Raw genomic sequence first — 23,278 nt, 5'->3', positions numbered from 1 at the left:
GCCGCTCACAAAATCGCCGTTTACTAAATCGCCAGCCAGCTGGCCGGCGACAAGACGGCTATTACACGGACCGACAGCTGCCTTCCCGCGTCACGAAAATCAACCGCCAATCTCGCCGCACTACGCTGCGGTTTGAAAATTGGCTTCTTTTTCGAATCGAGTGAACGTACGAACGCCAAAGATGGCAATCGCGACGAAGCAGATCAGCGGTAGGTAGAACGAATTGCGAACGCCAATCTGGTCGATGAACCAACCTTGCATTAGCGGCAACAGAGCTCCACCGACAATCGCCATGATCAAACCGGCTGAGCCCAACTTAGCTTCTTCGGCCGGCAATCCTTTCAGTGCAATTCCGTAGATCGTAGGGAACATCAACGACATGCACGCCGAGATCAGAACCAGACAGATCAGTCCGATTTGTCCTTGCAACATGATCGCACCAAATGTCAAAATCGCTGCGGCCACCGCCAGCGATGCCAACAGCTTTCCAGGGCTGACGAATTTCAACATGAAGGTGCAGACGAAACGGCTAATCAGAAAGATCATCATTGCGGCGATGTTCCAGGTTTGCGCCTGAGCGAGCGTCAACCCGACTTGTTCCATCCCATAATGAATGATGAACGTCCAACATGTGATTTGGGCACCCACATAAAACGCCTGCGCGACTACGCCTTCGCGGTAATGGGCTTTGCCAAAAAGTCGAACCGCTAATTCGCTTACCGGCGCATCGGGTTGATCCGCAGCAAAGGTAGGCATTTTCGTCAGTGCAAAAATGATCAAGAATCCGATCACGACACAGGCGATCACGACGTAGGGCGTCCGCACGACGCCAAGATCGTGTTGTTGAATTGCTTGAAATGTCTCAGGCGATGTGACTTGCATGTTGGCAAGCCCTTTGCTGACGGCGGCGTCCAAGGTTCCAAATTCTTGATCAAAATCGGGCAATCCTGATGCGTAATCCGCTTCGACATATTGCACCGCCTCGGGTGATTTTGCCTCCATTTGGTTGCGGAACTCACCCACCTCCAAATTGGGTGCGATAATCGTTGACGCGACGATCATCCCGGTCAACGATCCCATCGGGTTGAACGCCTGAGCCAAATTCAATCGCTGGGTTGCTGTTTCCGGAGGCCCCATCGCAAGGATGTACGGATTGCAACTGGTTTCCAGAAAAGCCAGTCCAAAGGTCAAAATGTAGAATCCGGCAATGAAAATCCAGAAGTTCGTGTTCAGACTGGCGGGAATGCTCAATAACGCACCCACTGCGTACAAGGCAAATCCGACCATGATCGCACCTTTGTACGAAAAGCGGCGGATAAAGTAGGCGGCTGGTAGCGCCATCGTGAAGTAGCCACCGTAAAACGCGAACTGGACCAGCGAGCTTTGCGTGTTGCTGATTTGGAAGACTTCTTTGAAAACCTTCACCAATGGATTGGTGATGTCATTGGCGAAGCCCCACAATGCGAAACAACAGGTCGTCAATATGAACGCCATCAAGTATTGACGCGGGACAACTTTCGGCGGCGAGGTGTCACCGAGTTGACCCTCGCGGCTGACGTCGGCTGCCGGTTCGTAAGGCTGGACTTCGATGCCGTCGGACATAAGATTCTTTCCAAAAAAGCGATAAGTTGTGAGGAAAAGGGTAGGGGCGGAGCGATGCGACTTTTGTCTGCCGCACTATTCCGTCTGCCTCTAAAATAGCGACTTTTTTCCTACAAAGGGATAGTCCATGCCGATCAGATTGGCATCTTTCATTGCAAAGAATTTATTGCCGCCCGCTTGGCTGCGAGCGCAGTGGGACATGTGGCGGCGGAGCAACGCGTGGTAACGCTCACAAATTTCCGAAAAATCTTTCCCCGGGCGAACCATGCCTCTGCAAGGGACGCCCAAATCGAAGCTCGCGTGAGAACCGCTGATGGGATCACGCCGAGCGAATGTTCCATGACGACACGCGTTTTAGCCCACAAAAAGCGGACGCAAGTGACGCTCGTAGATGTTCTTAGTCACTTCGTTGCCGACAATCTCTTGATTCTTCTTCAGCAGATCGGTGTAGCGATCGCCATGTTTGGCGGCGACTTTGAACGAGACGTGCAGCAGTTGACGCATGTGGGCGTTGAAGTGCTCGTTGTCTTGGATGTGACGGATCGCACTGGCTAATCGAGGGCCTGACCATCCGTTGACGGTTTCCGCATCGGGCAGTTTGCTGTTGTCGATGTCGATCACGCTGGCGTATGGAGCACAGAATTCTTCGACATGCTCAAGGGCGTAAGCGTAGATCTCTTTGGCCAGAGCCAGACCATCGCCACCCGCTTCGGCCAAGCCGATGATTTCTTCGAGCCACGTGGTGCCCGCGGTTTTGATGTGTAAACCCGCACCGGTGCGTTGCAAACATTCGCGGATGATCGGATACAGACTGAATTTATCGCTGCCGCTATGAACACTTAGCTTCAAGGTTTCGGGCAGACCGTAGGTTTTTACGGCATGAGCGATCACAGCCACGTCGTCATTAAACTCACGCTCGAATTGTTTCAGATCGCCAACATAGTCAACGCCTTTGTTGAAACGACCGGTGAATTTGGGTGCGATCGTTTGTACAGGAACCTGCTCGTCGGCAATCGCCGCCAGGATGACCAGCAACTCAGGAGGCGTTTGTGGCGAGTCGGTTTCGTCCATCGAGATCTCGGCGATCACATTGTCGGCCCCTTTCGCATCGGCGATGTGTCGATAAATTTCGCCCGCTTCTTTGACAGCCAACAAATATTGCTCGGCGACGCGTTGGACGTCTTCTTTGCTGACTTCTAGCGGCGACGACAATCCTTCGAGCGTCAAGGTGCCGACAAGCTCGGGATGGCGATCGACAAACGCGGCGATTTCCTCTTGGGATGCCGCTTTGCCAATCGAATCGGCCACGTCGATCGTGAAGAAGTCGCTGCAGGGGATAAAGGGATCGACCGTTGCCAGCTGAATATGGTCGGCGTCGACGTGCCAAGCTTTGTTCCACCCCCGAGTTTCGATCGCATTTTTCGCTGCGTCGTAGACGCTTTGCGGCTTCGATCCAACGAAGGTGTGTTCGCGGTTGGACTTGTTCCATACCGGCGCAACGTCCACGCCGTCCTCGGCAAGCTGCTCAAACGCACGTAATTGAGCCGCCGCTTGATGTGCAAAACGGTCGCCGACGCCAAAGGTGAATTTTTCGATTACAAGCATCGATATCTCTTCAAAGGTGGGATGAAACAGGGGCTATTTTGCCAAGACGTTGGTCGGTAGCCCATAGCCGAGGTTGACTTGTGCATGTCCATTCTTAACCTGGACAGCAGTTAAGTTACGCGATTGAGCCTCCGCCAACAACAACACGCGGCGTGACCACGGCATCGACGCTGTTCGCTTGATCCGCCCTACTACTCTGAAGACTTTTCGATGCAATCCGCTTCGCGCGGCCTGGAAGCACACCTGAGCTGCTTGCAAATCTATTCCAACAATCGACTAAACATGCACAATTGAGCGGTCGTTCGTGCAGCCAGCGACGGGTTCCAGCGAACTTGGTCCATTCGTTTGGCGAGTTCCTCGCTTAGCTCGTAAATCGGCTGATTGAGTCGCACGAACCCGAGTCGCTGAGCCGCTTCGGACAACGCCAGCCAATCTTGTGGTGCCGTCTGAGCAAGTCCAGTCAGCAGGATTTCGCTGAGCTGAATATTTAGCGTGCTAAGAAAATCTTTGATCGTCGACTGCGGCGAAGACGGCGGGGTGTCCGCGGATTTCGCATCCGCTTGCGCCGTTTCGCCACCGCCACCGATCCAAGTTGAAATGGCTTGACGCGTTCCGTCGGCCGACTGGAATACGATCGAGATCGGTTCGATTTCCAGCTGCTGGTGCAGCCAGCGGACATGACCACAGACAAAACGTGCATCGCCGCTTCGCGTGGCCAACATGTGCTGCAATTGGGTGAATCCCGCATCGCCGCGATGATGGTAGGGGAAAATGATTCGGGCGGTTTCGCCGAGCGCATCATGCATCGTCGCAGTGAGTTGTTGATGTACGACGTCAAAATGCGAATCGCTAATCCGAGTGACGCTCAAAACGTGCAGGTTCTCGGTGTACCGCAGCGGTCGCAACCAATCCGGCGGCAATAATTCAAATCGCTCTCGCGCTTGTTGAAAATGTTCGATCGCCAGCGGAGGTTGCAGTTGTTCCCACTGGAACGATTGCGGATTGGTGGTCAATTTCCCACTGGTTCGCGGCAGAATCAATTCGTCGGTCGCGGTTCGTTTTCCTGAGCCCAGCATCATTTGTGACATTGCCGCACCACCCAATGACACGCCGCGGCTGAGCGAATGGGCGGCCAAATCCGCATAAGATTTTGTGGTCGTCTGTGATTTTGGATCGGGATCGGCAAACACCCGCTGCACCGCGACCACGGTACCGGTATCGATGTCTTGGAAATAGGCCAGCATCTTGGTTTGCGATCGTCCGGGGCGTACGCCAAGTCCGAGTCCGACCAATCGCCCCGCTTTGATGTCGGTACGGCGATCGGATTTGTTACCTCGTACAAGCGGCTGAGGCACTGATCCATTTTGTGACCGAATCGATCGCGACCTCGCGATCAGTTCGCCAATCAATCGTACTGTTTCGGTGGGACTGAATCTCGCGTCCTTTTGGATGTAGCGTTCATATTGGTGGATCAGCTGCAGGACCAGTTCAGCAGGCCATACCAAACCGCAGCGGCGCAATTGTTTTTCCAGCCGTGATAACCGCTGGGGCCACGTGGGGCTGCAACCGGAAATCCCGTCGCTGCAGAGTTCGATGACGAGTTCGTCCAGCCGGTCGAGTTCATCGTGGGGGACCGGCAACTCGTTTTGTCCCACGGACATCAGCCCCGCGTTTCGCTTCGGATCAAGTTCACGAAACGCCCACACCGCCATCGCCGTCCAATGTGGCAGCATCGTGGCGGCACAATCGGCTCGCGCATAGCGAGCATCTCCTGGCACCGGAAAACGGACGGTACACGATTCATGCAGAAATCGAGCTGTCGGTTTCTCGCCGCGTGTGAGTTCGACCAGGACACCATCGTCAAACACCTTCCTTGCTCGCGTGATCGTCGCCTTGGGAAAATGTTGGATCAGATCCTCGTCACGGATTTGACCTGGATCCCAAGCGGCCGTCGTACTTCGGGTGGCTGTATCCTCGTGGACCGCAGTGGCATCGCCGCGATCTTCGCTAGTCTCGGCTTGGTCCGCGGCGACATTGTTTGCCACATGTCGTTGATACGCCAGGACGGATCGAACGATATGGCGGCTGATCCCAATGGATCCGCTTGAGCATTTGGCTTCGTGAATCGTTTGCCCCGACACAAATTGGCAGACGGTTCCATCGGACCATGTCACGATCAAGTCGTGAACTGCGGCATCGTCGTTGTTGTCGTCATCGTCGTCGGGTTCGTTGATTTCATAGCTGTACTGACCTTCGTCCAATTCTCGCTGCGCACGTTTAACTGTGCCGCGATTGGTTAGCGAGGCTAGGTCATCAGTGGACAACGACAGCAGATCGACTCGAGTCATTTTTATTACGCCCGTACTTTTTCAGCGACCCATTGGGCCAATTCACCGGGAGTCATTGCAGCAACGTGCCAGCCGATTTTGACCATTTGGGCGGCGATTTGTTCATCGTATGTCGGATCGGCTTGCCCATCCAAGGCGGCCAATCCCAAACACGTGACGCCGCTTTCCACCAATTGTCGAGCGGCCGCGTAGAGTCGACCCGCCGGCCCGCCTTCGTAAAAATCGGTGATCAACGCCACGATCGTCCGCTGTGGGTTTTCCACTAGCGTGGATGCATAGGCGACCGCTTGGCCGATGTCGGTTCCGCCACCGAGTTGAACTTTCATCAACGTTTCGACGGGATCGACAATCTGGTCGGTCAAATCGACGACCGATGTGTCAAAAATACAAAGGTGAACCTTCATCATTTGCATGCTGTAAAACACTGCTGCGGTGACAGCCGAGTGGATGACGCTGTCCAGCATGCTGCCCGATTCATCAACCAGGATAATGATCTGCCAACGATCGACCTGTCGCCGCACACGTGAATAGAAATACGGCGTTTCCACCAAAACACGACGTTTGCCTGGATCGTAGTGTTTCAGATTGCGCCGCAGCGTCGTTTGCACATCAAAGTTTTTGGCAATTCTCAGAAACGAGCGATGGCGTCGATCGACGGATCCTTGAAATGCGCTGCGAACCTGTTCGGCCATTTCTTCCATCAATTGCTCGACCGCTTTGCGAACGAGTTGTTGTGCAGCCTTCAGCACGTCTTGGTTCATCAAGTGCTTGGTTCGCAGCACCGCTTTGAGCAACGTTTGGTTCGGTTGAGCACGTGCTAGCACGTCCGGGTTCGTCACCATCTCGTCAAGCTGATATCGCTCGAGTGCATCCTTTTCTAACCGTTCGATAGTCGACTTGGGGAACAATTCGTGGATTTGATTGATCCACTCCGGAACGGTCAACGCGCTGGCGTCAAGGCTGCCCGACCGATTGTCGTTCCTGCCTCGCACGTTTTGGCCGTGTCCTTCGCGATCGTACAGAAAACTCAAACAGTTTTCTTGCTGTTGTTCTTGATGCGAAAGCCCTCCGCACAATTGTTCGCTACCTGATCCCATGACTAATCGCCATCGTGCTTGGCGCTGAGCCGAGGATTCGGCGGCGATGTCTTCGCCTGGTGGTGTTTCCATTGATGTTGCGGGGGAACGTGGTGGGTCAGGATCAGAGTCGCTCATCAATTTGCTCCAATCCGTATTTGGCGATTGATTCGAAAAGTCGGTCTTCGATTGCTAACGATTCGGCCGCCGTCGCTTCGTCGGCTGGCAAATGGATTAACGGTTTAGAGGACTTCAGTCCAAGTGAATCGAACAGCGTCGACAACATGTGGTGCTTTTCGCGAGGCGTGAATGAGGTGAATGCCAATCGCAACGACGGCAATGCGGTTTGAAACTCATCGCCACCAAACCGTAGCAGGACTTGGTCGATCGAACGAACCAGTGGCGGATGTCGCTGAGCGACCTCGCGAGCCAGCGTGAACAAACCATTTAGAAAGTCACCAAGATGGTCGGGATTGGCAAAGAACATCAGATCCTCGAGAACGCGATCGGGGCTCGCCCGCCCGATTGTCCACAGAGTGCCGGCGGCGGCGCCTCGCACCGCGGGCGGTTTGTGAGCGTCCGCTTGGATTCGTGCCATAACACTTGCAAATTCATTCTCGTCCAGCTCTAACACGTCGCCAACGCGGCGATATGTCTCCAGCATCGCTTGCATGCTTCGTAAAATCGAACCATCCGCCGGTGTTTGTTTTCCGAGCGATTCGAGTAACCACAAGGATCGTGCGAAGGATTGACAAACCAAACGCTGCAGCTGGGGCAAGCGTGTTGTCCCAAAGGCTTCGTCAAAACAATATAAGAACAACAGGTGTCCGAGCGTTTGAGCAACCGCGGCAAACCGAGGTTCCGATGCAATCAGACGCTCAAGGGATTCGAGTAGCGATTTCGATAGAGACTCGGCGCCACACTGAGACGCCTTTACCAACAATTCCGCCGCCATCGCGGCATCACGTTGGTGGTGATGGGTTTCTTCGGTCAGTCGAGCGGCGACGGCCTCGGCGATTGTAATGCCATAGCGTGATGCTTCGATACAGGACGATTCAAACTCGGGCGTCCATCGTCGTTTCCACTTTTCCCAAAGCCGCTCGAGTTCGTGGCGAGCGAGAAAGTCTGTTCCTCCGTCGTGCCGGATTCCCTTGATTTCAAGCACACTCAGTTGATGCAGCAGTCGACTTTTTTGTACATCTTCGGCATCCAAGAGGTCCAATTCGATCGATTCACTGCGTCGCGTCAGTTCGAGTCCAAGCGTTTCGATTTGCTGTTGGATTTCGCGTACCAACGGTGGAATGCGAGTTCCGCTTGCCAACCGTCCACGCTGGTCACCACGCAGCACCGCATGAACGGCGTCGATAAAAGGGGATTCGCAATCGTATTCCAATTCGTCTTTAATCAGCGAGGATGTTACCGCGTCGATTAGATCGCGTCGCCACACATGTTGTCGTCCCCGCAACGCGGCGAGCGCCCTCGCCGATGTTTCGACAGCAATCAGGTCCGCCGTGCTGAGCGTTTGTTTGCGGTCGCGAAGCGAGTTGACCAGGCCGGTCAAAAGCGGTTGGTGGTCAAATGGTTGGCCCTGATTTCGCTGCAACCATGCGTGGTGATAGAATCCGGGGCTAGGCATTCCCGCGTTATAGCCGGTCAGATTGTCGAGCCGTTCATAGGAATAGGTCGTCAACGCAATACCACGATCGATGATCGCGGCGATTGCCGCCTGTGATGCGTCGCTGGCCGGCGGATCATCGATTCCTGCACATGTGTAGCCTTCGTTTCGAGCCAGCAACGCGCTGCTGTGGAAACCGCCCGTCACGACCAACGTCTTGCCACCGGTTCGTTTGGACGTCAAGGCAATTTGCTTTGCCATGAACGCTTCGCGTCGACGGTCGCTGACGCTCACGCTGGGTTCCCAAGTGCGAATGTTCCAGCACAACGAATGCACGCGACGTAGATAATCGGTGATGTCCAGCGTCCGGTGTGATTCAATCAGCCGGTCCCACAGATCATCAAAATCTTCGACTTGCAGTCGCTCGCACAATGCGTTGACATAGCGTCCACGACGAAGTTCCGCGTCGGCATACCGATGCGAGGCCCGCTCGTCACCCGCACTTTCGGACCACGGCAGATCGATGAAACGCACCTCGGTATCGATGCGATTTGCGTGCTCGATAGCAACCCATTCGGGCGAGTATTCGCAAAACGGATAATAGACACCCTGATGCGATAGTTCGGTTTCTGCTTGGTCTTTCTTGGCCGGCACGCCGGCTCGGAAATAACTGTAGATCGCAATCGGCAATTGATGCTCGAGCCGCAGTTCGTCGAGATGAGCGTTGTAGTCGCTCGGCCCTTCGATCAAGACTGCGGTCGGTTTGAGTGAATCAATCAGCTGAGCGACCAACATTGCGCACGCCGGGCTGTGGTGCCGGACGGGGAAATAGACCACATCGGCTGTGGTGTCACACAGCCGATCGATCAGCGGTTGATCATCCGGTGCTGGATCACGTTTTGGCATCCGACGCTATTCTCTTTTCGAAGTTCCGTGCAAGAGTTTTTGGGACGCATGATCGCGAGGATCAAGTCAGTTCATTGCGAGCATCAAAGAACTCTTTCCAACGACCTTGCTTGCGTTTTTTGATCACGTGATCGAAATAGTGTCGAACTTTTTTCAGGTCGTCGGGATTGTCTTTCAGCACGCTGCCGACCAAATGACGTACCAAATGAGTTGGATCGATTTGGCCGTCGGCGTAGTAATACGCATGCACTCCGGCGGCATAGGCGGTGCCGACCGCTTCGGCGGTACTGAGTACGGTGGTGGGTGGATCGATGCCTTGACCGTCGATCGTTTTGCCTTGGCGAAGTTCGCGAAACGTCGTGACCAACAACTCAGTCAAATCTTGATCGATCGTGACCGGGACTTGCGACCGTTCAAGGTTGCGGTTGGTTTCTCGCAGGACCAATTGCATCTCTTCGGCAATATCCGCAATCGGATGCACGGTTTCAAAATTGAATCGTCGCTTCAGTGCCGCACTCATCTCGTTGACTCCGCGGTCACGTGTGTTTGCGGTGGCAATTACATTGAAGCCGGCTTGGGCATACAGGCTACGGTTTTGCTCGGGCAATTCGGGAATCGCCATCACGCGATCACTGAGCACGGATAACAGCACGTCTTGAATTTCCAAAGCACATCGCGTGATCTCTTCGAATCGAACCAATTTGCCGTGCGTCATTCCCAGGTACAGCGGCGCGGGAACAAGCGAATTTTCGCACGGCCCCTCGGCGACCAGCAATGCATAATTCCATGAATAGCGGATGTTGTCTTCGGTGGTGCCGGCACTACCTTGGATCGTCAACGTCGAATCGCCGCTGATCGCTGCGGTCAAAAGTTCGCTCAGATAGCTTTTGGCGGTCCCCGGTTCACCGATCAACATCAGACCGCGATTGGTGGCCAGCGACACGATACATCGTTCCAGGAATGCACGCCGTCCGACAAATTTGGGCGGACGGCCTTGTTGTGCGTCGCCCAAGACAAACGACAATACGGCGCGGGGCGACATTCGCCACCCCGGCGGTTTGGGATCACTCGCAGAGGCGTTGGTCAATTCGGCGAGCTCGTCCGCAAACAACACTTCCGCCGGAGGACGTTGCTGCGACTGAGACGCTTGGTTGGACTCGTCCTGCGACTTTCGAGAAACCGCTTTTTTCTTGGCCATGGTTATTTCGCTTTCGATTTCAGCAAGTGAAGATCCGCCATGACTTCGCTGAGCACAATCGGAGAAACCTCACTTAGTTTCAGTCGGTTTTTCGCTGCCCCAGCCGTATCCCGACGGAGCCCGCATGCCTTTGCAAAAGTGAATCGATTCGGTCTTCAGCATTTCATCAGGATCGATGTACCCCATTCCCACGACACCGTCGTAATGCACGACCGCGGTCACATCGGCCGAAGGGAATTGTTTGGAATGCTCGTCAAAACATCCTGCATCCATTGCCACGCCGCGGACCCAACCGAGTTTTTCCAGCGTGAACACCATCGTCGGCGCTGCCAACGACAGTCCGGTGAACCGAGCGAGTTGCTTGGTTTTTTCTTCGCCTTTTTCCAGGCTATAGACCTCGCGTCCAAGTTGCGGAAAGGGCGTAATGATTTCGTAATCGCTCAGCACTTCGCCCCACGTGCTGCGTTCTGCTTCGGTCAAATCCAAAGGATGCATCAGACCGATCTGTGCGGCTTTGTCGAGCGAGATGGTGGCGTCGGTGGCATCGGCATAGTCGCGTTCCTCGGTGACGCGGAACAGGCCCGTGCGATTTCCTTTAGCGTCGAACGAGCCCCAAATTAATTTCTGTACCAAGTGTGTCATCAAAGGATGTTTGACCAGCAAAGATTCGAAATCGTCGACCGTCCAACGACGACCGGTGACCATCGCCTGCTCGAGTCGCCCGGCTTGCAGTGTCGCGACCTCTTTGATCTGCTTTTTGATCAATTTCCATTCACTGAGCGATTCATTGGCTATCTTTTCATCATCCTTCGCTGCGGGTTTAGGCATGTTGGGGCGTATCTTGCCGGACTCGTCACGCACCATCGGTTTCAGATCACCGCCCAGTACAAACGAAAACGACCGCGATCCAAAGGAGAACTCGCGTCGCCCCATCTCATCGAGTCCGCAATCAGGGATCACACGGTCTTCGAGTTCCGCACGCGTCATTCCCTTTTCTTTGGCAATGTCTTCGACAAACGCGGCCGCTTTTGTTTTTAATCCTTTGAATTTCAATTTCTGAGCCACACCGGACAACTGCATCAGCGCCGTGTTGGTGCCGACACCGCGTAGACACTCCAGCCCGAATACGGCTCGAGCGTGCTGGCTTTCGCCAGGCCAGACTCGGACCATCGGAGTCAACTTCATCACGCAACCATCGTCACCGATGTGACCGATAGCCCCCATCGCCCATTTGTTTTTTGATACCGATCCATCCTCTTGCCAAAGTTCGAACAATCGCCAGGCAAACGTATCACGAACGCCCTTGTCGATGTGTTCTTTGATTGCGGTCAACAAGGGATGCCGTTCGGTGACCGGCGTGACCGCCAAAATGTGCAGTACGGTCAACAATTGTTCGTCGCTGAGCCGTTGGTCGCCCACGGTTAGCGGGGGCAGATGAGCGGCATTGGCCCATGGGGGCAATTTGGGAACACGTGCCAATTCAACCGTTACCAATGCGTCGCGAAGCCATGCGGGCGTCGTCTTTTCATCAAGCGGATCATAGGTTTTTTCTTCAAAATCCAGCACGTCGCGTTGGACACGGGCCGCGGCTTCGGATTTTTTGCCCGCCTTCTTCACGGCATCTGCAATCACGTTTTCCAAACCACTGCGTTTGACCGATCGCAAGTATTCGATGGCGGCGTCAGCAAGTTTGCCTTTGGATCCCGCCGTATCGATTAACCCCGACACCGCATTGCCGATTTCGCGAGCCATCCAGTCGCGCGCCAATGCCGGTGTTTTGGCGTTCAGCCGGCACTGCAACATCGGTTCGGCGGCTTCGGGCGCACGGACGAGTGCGAAGACTTTCAGCAACGCGGTGCAATCATCCTTGTTTGATTGACGACAAATCTGATCAGCAAGGACATCGAGTGCCGAATATTCGGTGCACGCTAAAAAGCCTCGTGCGTTTTCAGGAGTGCTGATGCGAAGTTTGAGCCGCCGCCATTCGGATTCGACCTGCTCGGCACTTTCGAGCCCGAACAGCAAAGCTTGAGGACGATGATAGTGATCGATCCATTCGTCACTCTTACAGTAACGGTCATCCTCCCAGCTCGATACGACTTGTTGAATCTCGTCGTGCATCCCCAGCATCGCGGCAAGATAATGCTCGACAGGATAGGACGAGTAAGAATCCGCCGGTTCAAAATGGGGATTAAAGCTCTTGCGAATCCGTTTTTGCAGTTGGTTGATCTCGCTCTGCTTCAAATACGGCAACACGTGGCTGCGAAAACTGTCGCACAGCGATCGCATCAATTCGGATTTGTCGTAACTTTGCTTTTTTTTGTAGCCTTGAATTGCCTTGATCAAGATTTGTAAACATTCGTCGGCGCTAAACAGACTTATTAGCGACTGCATGAATGACTCAGGGACACGCCGCTCGACATGACTGACGAGAGTCGTGGCTTCGTCGACCGAGACCTTTCCGGTGAATTTGTTTGCTTTGACGATTTTCGCCGCGTATTTCTCAAGGGCGGCTTTGTTTTCCAAACGACTGGGGTTGCCTGTCATCAAGCAGAACCAAAAATGCGCCTCCTCGGGTGCCAAGATCGGTGGCAGTTTCAGTTTTTCGTAGGGAATCGTCCACCCGTAATCGGTCGTTCTCAGGCTGGTAAATCGCTTAATCCCCGCATCGATGTCGGCGGGCTTCGGTTCGCCAAGTTCAAGCGGTTTGCGTTCACGAAAACTGGCGAGCGACCAATCGGCCGGATCGAGATCGATCACGTGAGTGATTTCGGTGACCACGTCGGCAGCGGGATCCGAGGCCGCGGCTTTGGCGGCGGTTTTAGCCTTGGCTGAAGATTTGCCACCCGCGGTTTTTGAGCCGGCTGTCGTTGATTTGCCTGCCGCCGATTTGGTTGCTGCCGATTGGGTCGTCGTTGCCGCCGAAGTTGCGGTCACGTCGGAGTCCGAGTACCCCTTTTTGACTTTTTGTTGAACCAGTTTGTCAAACGACTTTTTGGCCGCTGCGGCATCGTCAAAATCTTTGGTTTGTGATTGGCCACTGGTCCCGACGCGACCATATGTCACTGTGTGTGACTGGCCCTCCAATTCGATATTCCAGAACTTATGAGACTTTCCATCAGAAAAAACAAGCTGGCGACTGGACATCCTTTGCGACTCCCTACAAGGCAAGTTGGCGCTACGAACGGCTTTGATTGCCGAGTATTATGCCGGAGCGCAAAGGGCTTCGCCATCAACAGACAGCCCTCGATTTCTTGGTTTCGTTAATCTTTGTCGGCGCGGAGCACCGAGACGAAGGCTTTTTGAGGAATGTTCACGCTGCCGAATTGCTTCATCTTGGCTTTGCCCTTCTTCTGCTTTTCGAGCAGTTTCTTTTTACGCGAAACGTCACCGCCATACAGTTTCGCCGTGACGTCTTTGCGGTAGGGCTGGATCGTCGCTCGCGCGATGATCGTTCCACCGATTGCACCTTGGATCGGAATTTTGAACTGATGCCGCGGAATCGCTTCGGCTAATTGTTCACAATAATGCAGCGCCCGGGTGCGAGCTTTGTCGCGATGGACAAGATACGAAAGCGCGTCGATCGGTTCCTTGTTCACCAAAATATCGACTTTCACCACATCGGTGGGGCGGTATTCGATCGGTTCATAATCGAACGATCCGTACCCACGCGTGATCATCTTTAGTTTGCCGTAGAAATCGAATAACACTTCGCCCAACGGCATCTCGCTGATCACTTCCAACCGGCCAGCCGACAGATAATTCATCGTCTGATTTTCGGAACGGTGTTCACGGCACAGCTCCATCACAGGACCGACATACTCTTCGGGAATCAGGATCGATGCTTTGATGTACGGTTCGCTTGACGATTGGATATTGGTTGGATCGGGCCAATAGCTCGGGTTGTCCACTTCCAACGTGCTGCCGTCGTTGAGCTGCAGGCGGTACGAAACCGACGGTGCGGAAATGACAAGCCCGAGATCAAATTCACGTTGCAGTCGCTCTTGGATCACATCGAGATGCAGTAGTCCAAGGAAACCACAGCGAAATCCGAATCCCAGGGCGGCCGAGCTGTCTTTTTCGAACGTCAACGCCGCGTCATTGATCGACAATTTTTCGAGCGCTTTGGTGAGATCCGGATACTCATCGGTACTCATCGGATAGACCGACGAAAACACGACTTGTTTGGCGGGCTGGTAACCAGGAATCGGCTCTGCGGCGGGACGATCCAACAGCGTGATTGTGTCGCCGATTTCGATGTCTTGGACACTCTTGACGCCTGCGACGATGTAACCGACCTCGCCGGCGCTGAGTTTGTCCTTGGGGACGAGTTTGAATTGGTTGTAACCAAGCTCGTCGACTTTGTAATCGCGACCCGCATGCATGAAGTGGATCGTGTCGCGCGGTTTTAACGTCCCTTCCATCACGCGGCACTGCAGAATCACACCGCGGTATTTGTCGAAATGAGCATCAAAGACCAGTGCTTTTAGCGGTGCATCGGGATCGCCCTTGGGCGGCGGCAGATGTTCGACAATGCCTTGCAAGACATCCTCAATACCAACGCCGGTTTTGGCGGAAACCGGAATCGCGGCAAACGGATCAAGCCCAAGATCGGAATCGATCTCTTCGCGAACGCGTTCGACATCGGCGGCCGGCAAGTCGATCTTGTTGATCACCGGCAACAATTCCAAGTCGTATTCCATGGCGAGATACAGATTGGCCACCGTTTGAGCCTCGACGCCCTGCGAGGCATCGACGACCATCAATGCTCCCTCGCATGCCATCAGCGAGCGGCGAACTTCGTGCGAAAAATCGACGTGGCCAGGCGTATCAATCAGATTTAATTGATAGTCGTGACCGTCCGCGGCGGTGTAGTTCAGCGTGACGGTATTGCTTTTGATCGTGATCCCGCGCTCACGCTCGATATCCATCGAGTCGAGCATTTGGTCATGGAACTCACGCTGCGTTACCCCACCACAGGCCTGGATCAATCGGTCGGCCAGCGTCGATTTACCGTGGTCAATATGGGCGATAATACAAAAGTTCCGGATGCGTTTCATGCTTTGGGTTTCACTCGGGATTGTCGGTGGCGGCGTACGGCGCAACTGACAATCGTAGTGCATCGCGTGAAAAAACGACAGGGACCAAAAACCGGCTCAAAGACGGCTGCCGAGCAATTTGAACCGAGTTCAAAGCGTTTTTCGTTGCAATCGCTACCGAGGATCCTGTATCGGATGACGAAACTCTAGCGGGGGGCGGCGAGAATACCGGCCTGGAAAATGGCTGTCGAATTTGTGCCGGGCGTTGAAGTAGGGATCGTCCAACAAGTCGGGAGCGCGAAAGCTGCCCGTTTGATAGGGATCCTGAATGTATCCGTAGCCGTAAAACGGATAGCCATACGGATTGCGGATGTCGCCGCGGTGGTGGGCATGGTACTCGTTAGCGCCGATCACCCACCGTGACGAAGTCGCACGTCCCGACGAATATGCCGGCGGTTGATAGTGATGGATGTGCGAATGTGCCCGGCAGTTTTGAGCCTGAACATCGCTGCTGTGGCAGATTCCTAGCGTTAACGCCAAGACAAACGTGAGTCGAAACATGTCGGATCCATCGGATAGGTGAGGACGTGCAACCACTCAACCCTACACCGTATTTCTTGCGCCAACGGAACCATTTAACAATTTTGACAACACTCGTTCTGCGTTCGGAGCAGACCTAATGCGCGGCCGCCGCAATCAGATGGCAGCAAAATCGCCTCCCGAATCGTCACAACCGCTCTGACCGCGCAGGCGGGACAACAAGGGGCGGGGGCGATAGCAATAACGCGGGTTCGACAGCAAGCGGGCGTACCGCTACCGTCGCCCTGCACCCGATAAAGTGACATCTTGATTTCGTCGGTTGGGGGCACAACAACTGAATCCGCCTTGGATTCCCTGTCGAAATTCGCCTGACGGTTCGCGGTGCTCCAGTGTGAAACGCATGCCACCGAGCGGCAACGCCTCGGTTTCTTCTGCCGTCAATTGCAATCGCCAAATACCACCTTGCTCAAACGCACAACGGTGCGGGTCGGTGACTTCGACCACCACCGCGTTGTCATCGATTTGGCTGTAGACACGAAAACGAGGCTGGTGTCCCGCCCAATCGACACGCATCCCACTGACGTTGTCGGCAATTTCGAACGTCAAATCGCACGCTTGCCGTGGTTCGACACGAATCCACGACGAAGGATACGGGGCTCGATGCGTTAACTGTTTGGCGCGTATTGTCATGACCAGCAACTTTTCGACAAAGAACGACGTTACCAACAAAACCGAGCTTCCGTGGTCTGGTTTGGTACAGCACCCACGGCCCTCGTGCCGAGTGAGGCATTCCGGAGTGCAATGGCCGTGCCGAGCACCATGGACGCGATGAGTTGGCTGGGTAACAGCGTTCATTCCGGCGTTCAGGTCAACGCTATGGAAGGAGCCGTTGCCCATGGACAACCGACCAGCCCGCTTCGACAAACGTTGCTTTTTTCAAAAGCTGCTTTGAACTCGTGCATCATCTCGCGAAAGACGCTGCAAAGCGATGCAATCCAAGCAAAAATACCGATGTCGCGGCGAGCTGGCTGAGAAGGTCAAGGACGAAAAAATTGTCGTCATGCAACTCGATTCGAACACAAAAATCTATTTCGCGGTCAATTTTGCCAGTTCGTGACTGAGCGAATTCAAATTACGTGCGGCCTGTTCGATTTGACCGATCGTCTCGACGTTGTTTTGCGTGACCCGGTTGATGTCGCGAATCCCTTCGTTCAATTGGCTGACGCCGGCGGCTTGTTGGTTGGCCGACGCGGAAATTCGCATTGCTGATTCAGCGGAAACCGCCAACAGGGACACGAGTTGATTGATGGTTTCGCCGGCACTCTTGACGACTTGGCTGGCGGCCCGCACGGCATTATGTCCCTCTTCGGTTGAGTGCACCGCGTCTTTGGTTGCCTCTTGGATCTCGCCAAGAATTTTGCGGACTTGATTGGTCGCCTGTTTGGATTGCAACGCCAACGACTTGACCTCGGATGCAACGACGGCGAACCCGCGGCCGTGTTCACCGGCACGCGATGCCTCGACCGCTGCATTGAGCGCCAGGACGTTGGTTTGCTCGGCGATATCCTTGACGGTCGCGGTGATTTCGCCGATCGCTTGGGCACGTTCGGCCAATAACAAGATTCGCTCCGCGAGCGATTCCACGCGGTTCTGTACCTGCATCATTGCGGTGATGGATTCTTCGATCGCCGTTTGTCCGGCATTGCCGACATCATCGGCTTGCCGTGCAGATTCGGCCACTTCATGAGACCGCTCGGCTGCTTGTTTCGCGGTTTGCGCGATTTCGTTGACCGTGGACACCGTTTCCGAGACGCTCGCCGCCTGTTCCTGCGTCCCCGAGGCCTGTTTTGAGGTGGTGGCCAGGATCTGTTCGCTCGCCACTGCCAATCGCTGGACGGCATCACGAATCGCGTGAAACAACTTTTGTCGTTCCGCTTCGGTCTGTTTTCGTACCGTGATGTCTTGCAACGTCGCAATCAACAATTTTTGATCCATGTGATTCATTTCCCGCACGCGTAACGCGATCGGGTATTCGCGCCCTGTGCAGGTGTGGGCCATGACCTCGTGTTCTTGAGGGCTCGCCGACGAATGATCGTCACCTGTGTGCCACGTGGTACTTGCAGCCTGGCCAAGTGCAGGGATCATAGGTTCGATCGCGTTTCCGATCACGTCGCCACTGTGACACTGCAGCAACCGTTCCGCTGCGGCATTCATCGACCGCACGTTGCCATCGTCGTCGATCGTCACAATGCCATCGGCGGTTGAATTGAGTACCGCCATGGTTCGGCGTTCTTCGTAGGACAATCGGCCTAAGGTCGACTGCATGTTCTCGACCATCTGGTTAAACGCCGAGGCCAACGCGCCGAGTTCATCATTGGATTGGATGTTGATGCGTTCATTCAGCCCGTCGATCGACGCGGTCGATGCCATTCCGGAGATCCGTGAAGCGACATTTCGCATCGTTTCGAGCGGACCGATGATGCTGTTTGCGGTCAGGTAGCCGACCGTGGCGACAAGCAACGTCAGTGCAATGATGCGAAAATGTAAGTTTGTCGCGCAGCGGCGTAGCGGGATTGAGCGGAATCGAAGACGTTGTCGGCGTTGTCTTCGATCGCTTGCAGCCATAAATCAAGGTCACGTTTGACTTCGGCAAACTGTTGCTGTTCAGCCTGGATCGCATTGATGAACGCTTCTTCGCGATAGTCGTCGAGCACTTTGCCTGCGGTCACGTCTTTGATGCGTTTGTATCGACCCCATGTTTCTCGCAACTCGTGAAAGCTCGAAATTTCCGCGGGATCGCTCGACGATGTGTTCCAGTTCTCAAACGCCAAGTCGATTTGTTTTGTTTTGGCCAGTTGCTGTCGATTCAGTTGCCGCTGCAATTCATTGTCGGGGGCCATGACGAGAGTCAGCGACAGTTGACGAAGTTCATTTAGCGGTTCGGAAATCTCGACCGCCCCGCGGCGCAACTTCAGAGCGGTGTCACGTACGTCGTTGACCGAGTGGAAGGTGATTCGCGTGGTCAGGATTCCATAGACGCCCATCACACAGAACGCAATCACCGAGATCGTCACCAGCAGCAACAATTTGATCCAAACGCCACGATTTCGCATCACTTGGACTCCTGGTCAATGGTCATGCGAGTGATTCGCACTGGGCCTTTGGATGCTGCACGGTACGGGCCGCGGCGAACCGACCAATGTTGATCCGTGACTTGGATTTTCCACAGCGGAGCACAAGCCATTTTGTAGGGGCGATACACCACTTCCTTGTTGACCGCCATCACTCGGTTCGGAGTCGGCACGAACAACATGTACGCCTCGTCATAAGCCCGCTGGATGATTTTGGTGGTAATCTCGCTAAACTCGGGATCCTCCACGCTGAGGCGGAACATTTCATCGATGAAACCGTCCATGATCGGATCGGGATACAGTGTGCTCCAGACGTTCGTGGTGCGATAGACGAGAAATGCAGTATAGGGATGGTTGAAAAACCAATCATCATTTCCCCACACCAAAAGATCCCAGTCCACTTCGTTCTGGTCGCGATTGGTCGATAATAAAGGTCCAAAAATCTCGGCTTCGCTGGATGTCGTGGTCACTTCCAGCGTCACCCCTACTTTGTTCAGTTGGGATTCGATTCCACGCCATAGCGGAAGGAAGCGATTCTGCGTCAATACTTTCAGTTTCAGACCATTGAGTACCGATTGCAGGCGAGCTTGAACGGTCGGGGCGTATGGATTGTTGACTTCAGAAAAAGGTTTCAGCGTTTTGACGGCTTCGCGTACCCCGGGAAAAAAGGGAGACGCCATCGTGGGCGAGAGAGTCCCCTCGTTGTCAAAGACAAAGTACAGCAGGTTTCGCTGGTTCAACGCTTCGTTCAGGGCGCGGCGGACCGTCGTGTCGCGTAGTTTTGGATTGCCGTTGATCATATTGATGTGAATGGCAATGTTGTTGTTTGACGGCGACGTAATGACTTTAGCGAAGGGCGACAAAATCGTCTCGACTTTATATTCGGGCGGAATGTCGGTGATGTCGACTTCCCCTTCCTGGTGCAGCGTTTTGTTCTTCGCATCCAAGGCGTCCAGCTGTGTGAAAACGGTGATCGTTTCGACTTTGGGGTATTCGGAATTCCAGTAGTAAGGATTCGCGGTCAAGATCGCCTTGTCGGTTTGCCGGTCGCCTTCGATATAGCCTTCACTCAAAATGTACGGTCCCAATCCGTAGGGGCCGGGACGCGACAGATTGGGGCAGCTTGCTTTGCCGTTCCAGCCACCACAAACGCGGAGATACTCGTCGGTGTAAAACTGCATCCAAACCAAATCGTTCATGAAACATCCGTATTCTTCGCTCAGATGGAACCGCACGGTGTAGTCGTCGATCTTTTCGACGTAGTCAAACACTTGGTCGATCTTGCTATAGGTCGTCGGTTGCTTTTTAAATGCATCCATGTTGGTGACGACCGCGTCCGCGTTGAAGGGGCTGCCGTCTTGAAATCGGACTCCTTTACGAAGTTGGAATTCATAGGTCGTTTCATCGATCTGGCGATGAGAAACAGCCATGTCATATTCCCACCCCTGCGCATTGTCAGACGGTTTGATCATGGCGCCGTTGATCGCGTGCGAGGTGTATAGATACGGCAGACTGGGAAGAAACACTTTGACATGCGAGCCCGGGACGGCTTTAGACAATGCCCGGATCGAAGCATCGTCGGCACGCAGTTGCAACGGTTCGATCGGCTGTCTCGATTCCTGTGCCGCACACTCTGTCGCCGTCATCACGCTCGCGACGACGAAACACGTAATAGCGAGCAGAGCGAAAACGAAATGGCGTTTCAAAACCATGGACGCAGTTCTCGAGATGAGGAGCGTCAGAAGAGTCGCAATGGTTGCCGAAGACTCCTCGACGAAGGGGCGGTCGCATTTCGTAGTTTAGCTGGAACCGGCCCCCACTTCTAAGTTAATCGAAAACTTCTCGATAACCGAAGCGATTCGCTCTGTTTCGTGGGCGAATTATCGCGGTATCGACCCCATCGGTTGGTGAGATCTACAGGTTCGAGTAGGCAAAGTAATTCGAAAATCGGCGAACCAACGTCGGCTTAGGTAGCCGGGCGTTCAGCAGCGTGCCCCGATTCGCTGACTGTTGGAACCTTTAATTCCGAAGTGCATTGAGGACATCGGATTGCACGAAATGGAATCGTCGAGCGACAGAAGTCACACTTCTTCTCCGACGGTTCTTCGGAAGGCTTCGGTTCGCCAAAGCGTTCATCAAGTTCTTCGTCCACTCGATTGACCGCGCGGATGATCATGAACATCGCAAACGCAACAATCACAAGCGATAGACATGCATTGAGAAACATGCCGTAGTTGACGGTGACGGCGCCTGCTTCTTGTGCGGCTGCTAAAGTTTGAAAACCTTTCGCGGGAACCGTCACGGTTTCAGGAATATGCAGTACCCAAAACAAATCGGAAAAGTCGGCATTGCCGGTGATCCAGCCGATCGGCGGCATGATGATGTCGTTGACCAACGACTTGACCACGGTGGTAAAGGCGGCGCCGACAGTGAATCCGATCGCCAGATCGATCATGTTGCCACGCAAAGCGAACTTTTTGAAATCAGCCAAGATGCTCATGGGATTAAAGTCATCGCAAACAAGAGGAGTGGGATCGATAAGGTGGTACAACGTCGAAGCAACAGCATATCATGTTCCCAATCTGAGATAGGCTTCCGGTCGGTCGTGATGTGCAAGACGCCCGCTGCGAAAACTTGCTACAAGTTTTCGGCGAACCTCGCGAATTTTGACCCCGCTTTGGCAACGACACCCGTTCCGGTCGTCGATGCCGCTTGGGTGGCGATTTCTCCCCATGCTATCAACGGCCCGATTGCGTTCTCGCCGTCCAAATGTTTTGGCGCCCCCTTTGTTCGCAGATGTTGGCGGGGACCGGAAACTGTCGTTGCCTGTTTTTTTAGCAAGTGGCTTCCATGTGGATAAAGCCACGTTTCTTGCCGTTTTTCAGCTGGCAAAGCGGCATGCTTGGATGCCGTGACGTTCGCCGGTTGCTGGTTTCCGCAGCAACCAAATCGCTGTTTTGAGGCAGCATTTCGTATCTCGGAATTGAATGTTGTTGATGACTACCCGTTGGCAAGGATAAGGGGTTGCTCACCTCCTTCGGGTGCGAGTGGCACGGCATGTGCGTACTCCTGAAAAAAACAAATCGAAGGACTTCACTCCTTTTATTGGGTGTTGCTAGTCCAATGCTTCACCACGTTTTCACTTCAACTAAATGGAGAGAGACATGATGTCGAACGTATTTCCCACGTTGGAATATGCCGGAGTTTCAAAAGGTTGGCCCGCAGTTCCAGCGTGGTTTCGTTCCATGTATTTCGCGGTGTGTTGTACTGTGATTGGATTGATTTCCTGCTACGACATGTTGCTTGTGTTCGTACATTCGGAAACGATCTTTGAGATGGAGAAGAATCCAATCTGCTTAGCGTTATTGAAGATGGAGCCCACATTTTTCAGTTACTTCGTGATCGGAAAAACGTTGGGAACCTTAACCGTGCTGGGTGTGCTGGTGCAGCTCTTTCGCAGTCGGTTTCATAGTTGGCATAGCGTCACTTCGGGGATTACCTTGTTTCAACTTGGGTTACTCGCCTATCTAACCTATGCTTAACCAAGACCGATCTCGAGAGACGCCATCATGAATGCCGCCCAATGGGGTTTGCGCTAGGATGCATCGTGGCCGCGTTGGCGGAGCAGTTTTGCAATGCGGATGCGAGATCGCCGGGATTCCCCGTCAACGGATCTCGCGACACTGCTGGTTTGCCAAAGGAATTCGTTGAAATCGGAATCCGTCATTGGTAGTTTCGAGCGTCTTCACATCCGTATCGATTTCGGATAATCGAAACGCCATCTTCCGTCCCGCGCAGTGGTCGTACGCCCAATGCCATCTACTTTGGCAACCACTGGAGATTCTCAAGTAGTGGGATTCGCCAGAATTCCCATCTTTGCTGTTGAAACACCAGGAACTCTGGCGAGTCCCACTACGAAAGTAGATGGCATTGGGCGCAAGCCGCCCGGTCTAAAATCGAACGTTTTGCTCGCTGCAACCGGGCGGCTTGCGCCGCACCGCTACCCAAAGTAGATGGCATTGGTCGTACGTCTAGGACAGGGTTGTCAGAAACGTTTGCTGACCAGCCTGATTCGAATTCGTTCAATTCAACTCGAATGAGTCGAGCAGTTGCCGATGTTTCACATCCAAATTCCTTGGACGTGATCGGCCATTATGCTGCAATGGTGCCATCGCATTTGATGGTCACGCATCACTGCGAACCGAGTCCAATTATCGT

Annotated in this window: 17 protein-coding genes; 1 reads left to right on the top strand and 16 read right to left on the bottom strand. The window is 54.0% G+C overall.

Annotated elements, in window-relative coordinates; all coding sequences use genetic code 11:
* Nucleotides 1-120: 120 nt before the first annotated feature.
* The 16 genes from RMSM_RS31180 to RMSM_RS43545 all read right to left on the bottom strand — a co-directional run bounded on the left by RMSM_RS31180 (nt 121) and on the right by RMSM_RS43545 (nt 22,029).
* Nucleotides 121-1,602: an MFS transporter gene (locus tag RMSM_RS31180; RefSeq protein ID WP_008706940.1), complete on the bottom strand. Its 1,482-nt coding sequence runs from the start codon at nt 1,600-1,602 to the stop codon at nt 121-123.
* A gap of 354 nt (nt 1,603-1,956) precedes the next feature.
* Nucleotides 1,957-3,207: a tagaturonate epimerase family protein gene (locus tag RMSM_RS31175; RefSeq protein ID WP_008706936.1), complete on the bottom strand. Its 1,251-nt coding sequence runs from the start codon at nt 3,205-3,207 to the stop codon at nt 1,957-1,959.
* 33 nt (nt 3,208-3,240) lie between these two features.
* Nucleotides 3,241-3,372: a hypothetical protein gene (locus RMSM_RS43550; RefSeq protein ID WP_008706934.1), complete on the bottom strand. Its 132-nt coding sequence runs from the start codon at nt 3,370-3,372 to the stop codon at nt 3,241-3,243.
* A 95-nt stretch (nt 3,373-3,467) separates the two neighbouring features.
* Entirely contained in the window at nt 3,468-5,555 is a 2,088-nt protein-coding gene (locus tag RMSM_RS31170) for an SWIM zinc finger family protein (protein WP_008706933.1), read from the bottom strand.
* Between the two features lie 5 nt (nt 5,556-5,560).
* Nucleotides 5,561-6,769 (bottom strand): VWA domain-containing protein, encoded by a 1,209-nt coding sequence (locus RMSM_RS31165; protein ID WP_201767100.1) that lies wholly within the window; start codon nt 6,767-6,769, stop codon nt 5,561-5,563.
* Nucleotides 6,756-9,152: a DUF5682 family protein gene (locus RMSM_RS31160; RefSeq protein WP_008706928.1), complete on the bottom strand. Its 2,397-nt coding sequence runs from the start codon at nt 9,150-9,152 to the stop codon at nt 6,756-6,758. The genes RMSM_RS31165 and RMSM_RS31160 overlap by 14 nt, the downstream gene beginning before the upstream one ends.
* A 61-nt stretch (nt 9,153-9,213) precedes the next feature.
* The gene (locus RMSM_RS31155) at nt 9,214-10,350 is read right to left on the bottom strand and encodes an ATP-binding protein (protein ID WP_008706926.1); all 1,137 of its coding nucleotides are present in this window, start codon (nt 10,348-10,350) and stop codon (nt 9,214-9,216) included.
* A gap of 69 nt (nt 10,351-10,419) precedes the next feature.
* Nucleotides 10,420-13,497 (bottom strand): WGR and DUF4132 domain-containing protein, encoded by a 3,078-nt coding sequence (locus RMSM_RS31150; RefSeq protein ID WP_008706924.1) that lies wholly within the window; start codon nt 13,495-13,497, stop codon nt 10,420-10,422.
* A gap of 116 nt (nt 13,498-13,613) precedes the next feature.
* Nucleotides 13,614-15,410 (bottom strand): translation elongation factor 4, encoded by a 1,797-nt coding sequence (lepA, locus tag RMSM_RS31145; RefSeq protein ID WP_040770446.1) that lies wholly within the window; start codon nt 15,408-15,410, stop codon nt 13,614-13,616.
* Between the two features lie 153 nt (nt 15,411-15,563).
* Nucleotides 15,564-15,950 carry a hypothetical protein gene (locus RMSM_RS31140; RefSeq protein WP_008706919.1) on the bottom strand — a complete coding sequence of 129 codons (387 nt, stop codon included), beginning with the start codon at nt 15,948-15,950 and terminating at the stop codon, nt 15,564-15,566.
* Nucleotides 15,951-16,202: 252 nt separating this feature from the next.
* Nucleotides 16,203-16,784, bottom strand: coding sequence for a hypothetical protein (locus RMSM_RS31135; protein ID WP_236622376.1), 582 nt, complete (start codon nt 16,782-16,784; stop codon nt 16,203-16,205).
* A 231-nt stretch (nt 16,785-17,015) separates the two neighbouring features.
* A complete protein-coding gene (locus tag RMSM_RS37585) occupies nt 17,016-18,449 on the bottom strand; it encodes a methyl-accepting chemotaxis protein (RefSeq protein ID WP_008706914.1) in 1,434 nt (477 codons plus the stop codon).
* Between the two features lie 2 nt (nt 18,450-18,451).
* Nucleotides 18,452-19,042 carry an MCP four helix bundle domain-containing protein gene (locus RMSM_RS31120; RefSeq protein ID WP_040770442.1) on the bottom strand — a complete coding sequence of 197 codons (591 nt, stop codon included), beginning with the start codon at nt 19,040-19,042 and terminating at the stop codon, nt 18,452-18,454.
* Nucleotides 19,042-20,619, bottom strand: coding sequence for an ABC transporter substrate-binding protein (locus RMSM_RS31115; RefSeq protein WP_236622375.1), 1,578 nt, complete (start codon nt 20,617-20,619; stop codon nt 19,042-19,044). Before RMSM_RS31115 ends, RMSM_RS31120 begins: the two co-directional genes overlap by 1 nt.
* Nucleotides 20,620-21,026: 407 nt before the next feature.
* Entirely contained in the window at nt 21,027-21,560 is a 534-nt protein-coding gene (gene mscL, locus RMSM_RS31110; RefSeq protein ID WP_008706908.1) for a large conductance mechanosensitive channel protein MscL, read from the bottom strand.
* A 334-nt stretch (nt 21,561-21,894) separates the two neighbouring features.
* Nucleotides 21,895-22,029 carry a hypothetical protein gene (locus RMSM_RS43545; protein WP_008706905.1) on the bottom strand — a complete coding sequence of 45 codons (135 nt, stop codon included), beginning with the start codon at nt 22,027-22,029 and terminating at the stop codon, nt 21,895-21,897.
* Between the two features lie 195 nt (nt 22,030-22,224).
* On the opposite strand from RMSM_RS43545, the gene RMSM_RS31105 reads away from it, so the two are divergent.
* A complete protein-coding gene (locus RMSM_RS31105; RefSeq protein WP_040770440.1) occupies nt 22,225-22,602 on the top strand; it encodes a hypothetical protein in 378 nt (125 codons plus the stop codon).
* Nucleotides 22,603-23,278: the final 676 nt, after the last annotated feature.

Source organism: Rhodopirellula maiorica SM1 (assembly GCF_000346295.1).
In the GTDB taxonomy this organism is placed as follows: Bacteria; Planctomycetota; Planctomycetia; order Pirellulales; family Pirellulaceae; genus Novipirellula; species Novipirellula maiorica.
This window is presented reverse-complemented; position numbering and strand designations above follow the sequence as displayed.

Coding starts and splice junctions, on each gene's coding strand:
- RMSM_RS43545 (WP_008706905.1), bottom strand. CDS start 22,029: ATGCTGCCTCAAAACAGCGATTTGGTTGCTGCGGAAACCAGCAACCGG.
- RMSM_RS31175 (WP_008706936.1), bottom strand. CDS start 3,207: ATGCTTGTAATCGAAAAATTCACCTTTGGCGTCGGCGACCGTTTTGCA.
- RMSM_RS31180 (WP_008706940.1), bottom strand. CDS start 1,602: ATGTCCGACGGCATCGAAGTCCAGCCTTACGAACCGGCAGCCGACGTC.
- RMSM_RS31170 (WP_008706933.1), bottom strand. CDS start 5,555: ATGACTCGAGTCGATCTGCTGTCGTTGTCCACTGATGACCTAGCCTCG.
- RMSM_RS31120 (WP_040770442.1), bottom strand. CDS start 19,042: ATGCGAAATCGTGGCGTTTGGATCAAATTGTTGCTGCTGGTGACGATC.
- RMSM_RS43550 (WP_008706934.1), bottom strand. CDS start 3,372: ATGCCGTGGTCACGCCGCGTGTTGTTGTTGGCGGAGGCTCAATCGCGT.
- lepA (WP_040770446.1), bottom strand. CDS start 15,410: ATGAAACGCATCCGGAACTTTTGTATTATCGCCCATATTGACCACGGT.
- RMSM_RS31135 (WP_236622376.1), bottom strand. CDS start 16,784: ATGAACGCTGTTACCCAGCCAACTCATCGCGTCCATGGTGCTCGGCAC.
- RMSM_RS31140 (WP_008706919.1), bottom strand. CDS start 15,950: ATGTTTCGACTCACGTTTGTCTTGGCGTTAACGCTAGGAATCTGCCAC.
- RMSM_RS31105 (WP_040770440.1), top strand. CDS start 22,225: ATGATGTCGAACGTATTTCCCACGTTGGAATATGCCGGAGTTTCAAAA.
- RMSM_RS31160 (WP_008706928.1), bottom strand. CDS start 9,152: ATGCCAAAACGTGATCCAGCACCGGATGATCAACCGCTGATCGATCGG.
- mscL (WP_008706908.1), bottom strand. CDS start 21,560: ATGAGCATCTTGGCTGATTTCAAAAAGTTCGCTTTGCGTGGCAACATG.
- RMSM_RS31165 (WP_201767100.1), bottom strand. CDS start 6,769: ATGAGCGACTCTGATCCTGACCCACCACGTTCCCCCGCAACATCAATG.
- RMSM_RS31150 (WP_008706924.1), bottom strand. CDS start 13,497: ATGTCCAGTCGCCAGCTTGTTTTTTCTGATGGAAAGTCTCATAAGTTC.
- RMSM_RS31155 (WP_008706926.1), bottom strand. CDS start 10,350: ATGGCCAAGAAAAAAGCGGTTTCTCGAAAGTCGCAGGACGAGTCCAAC.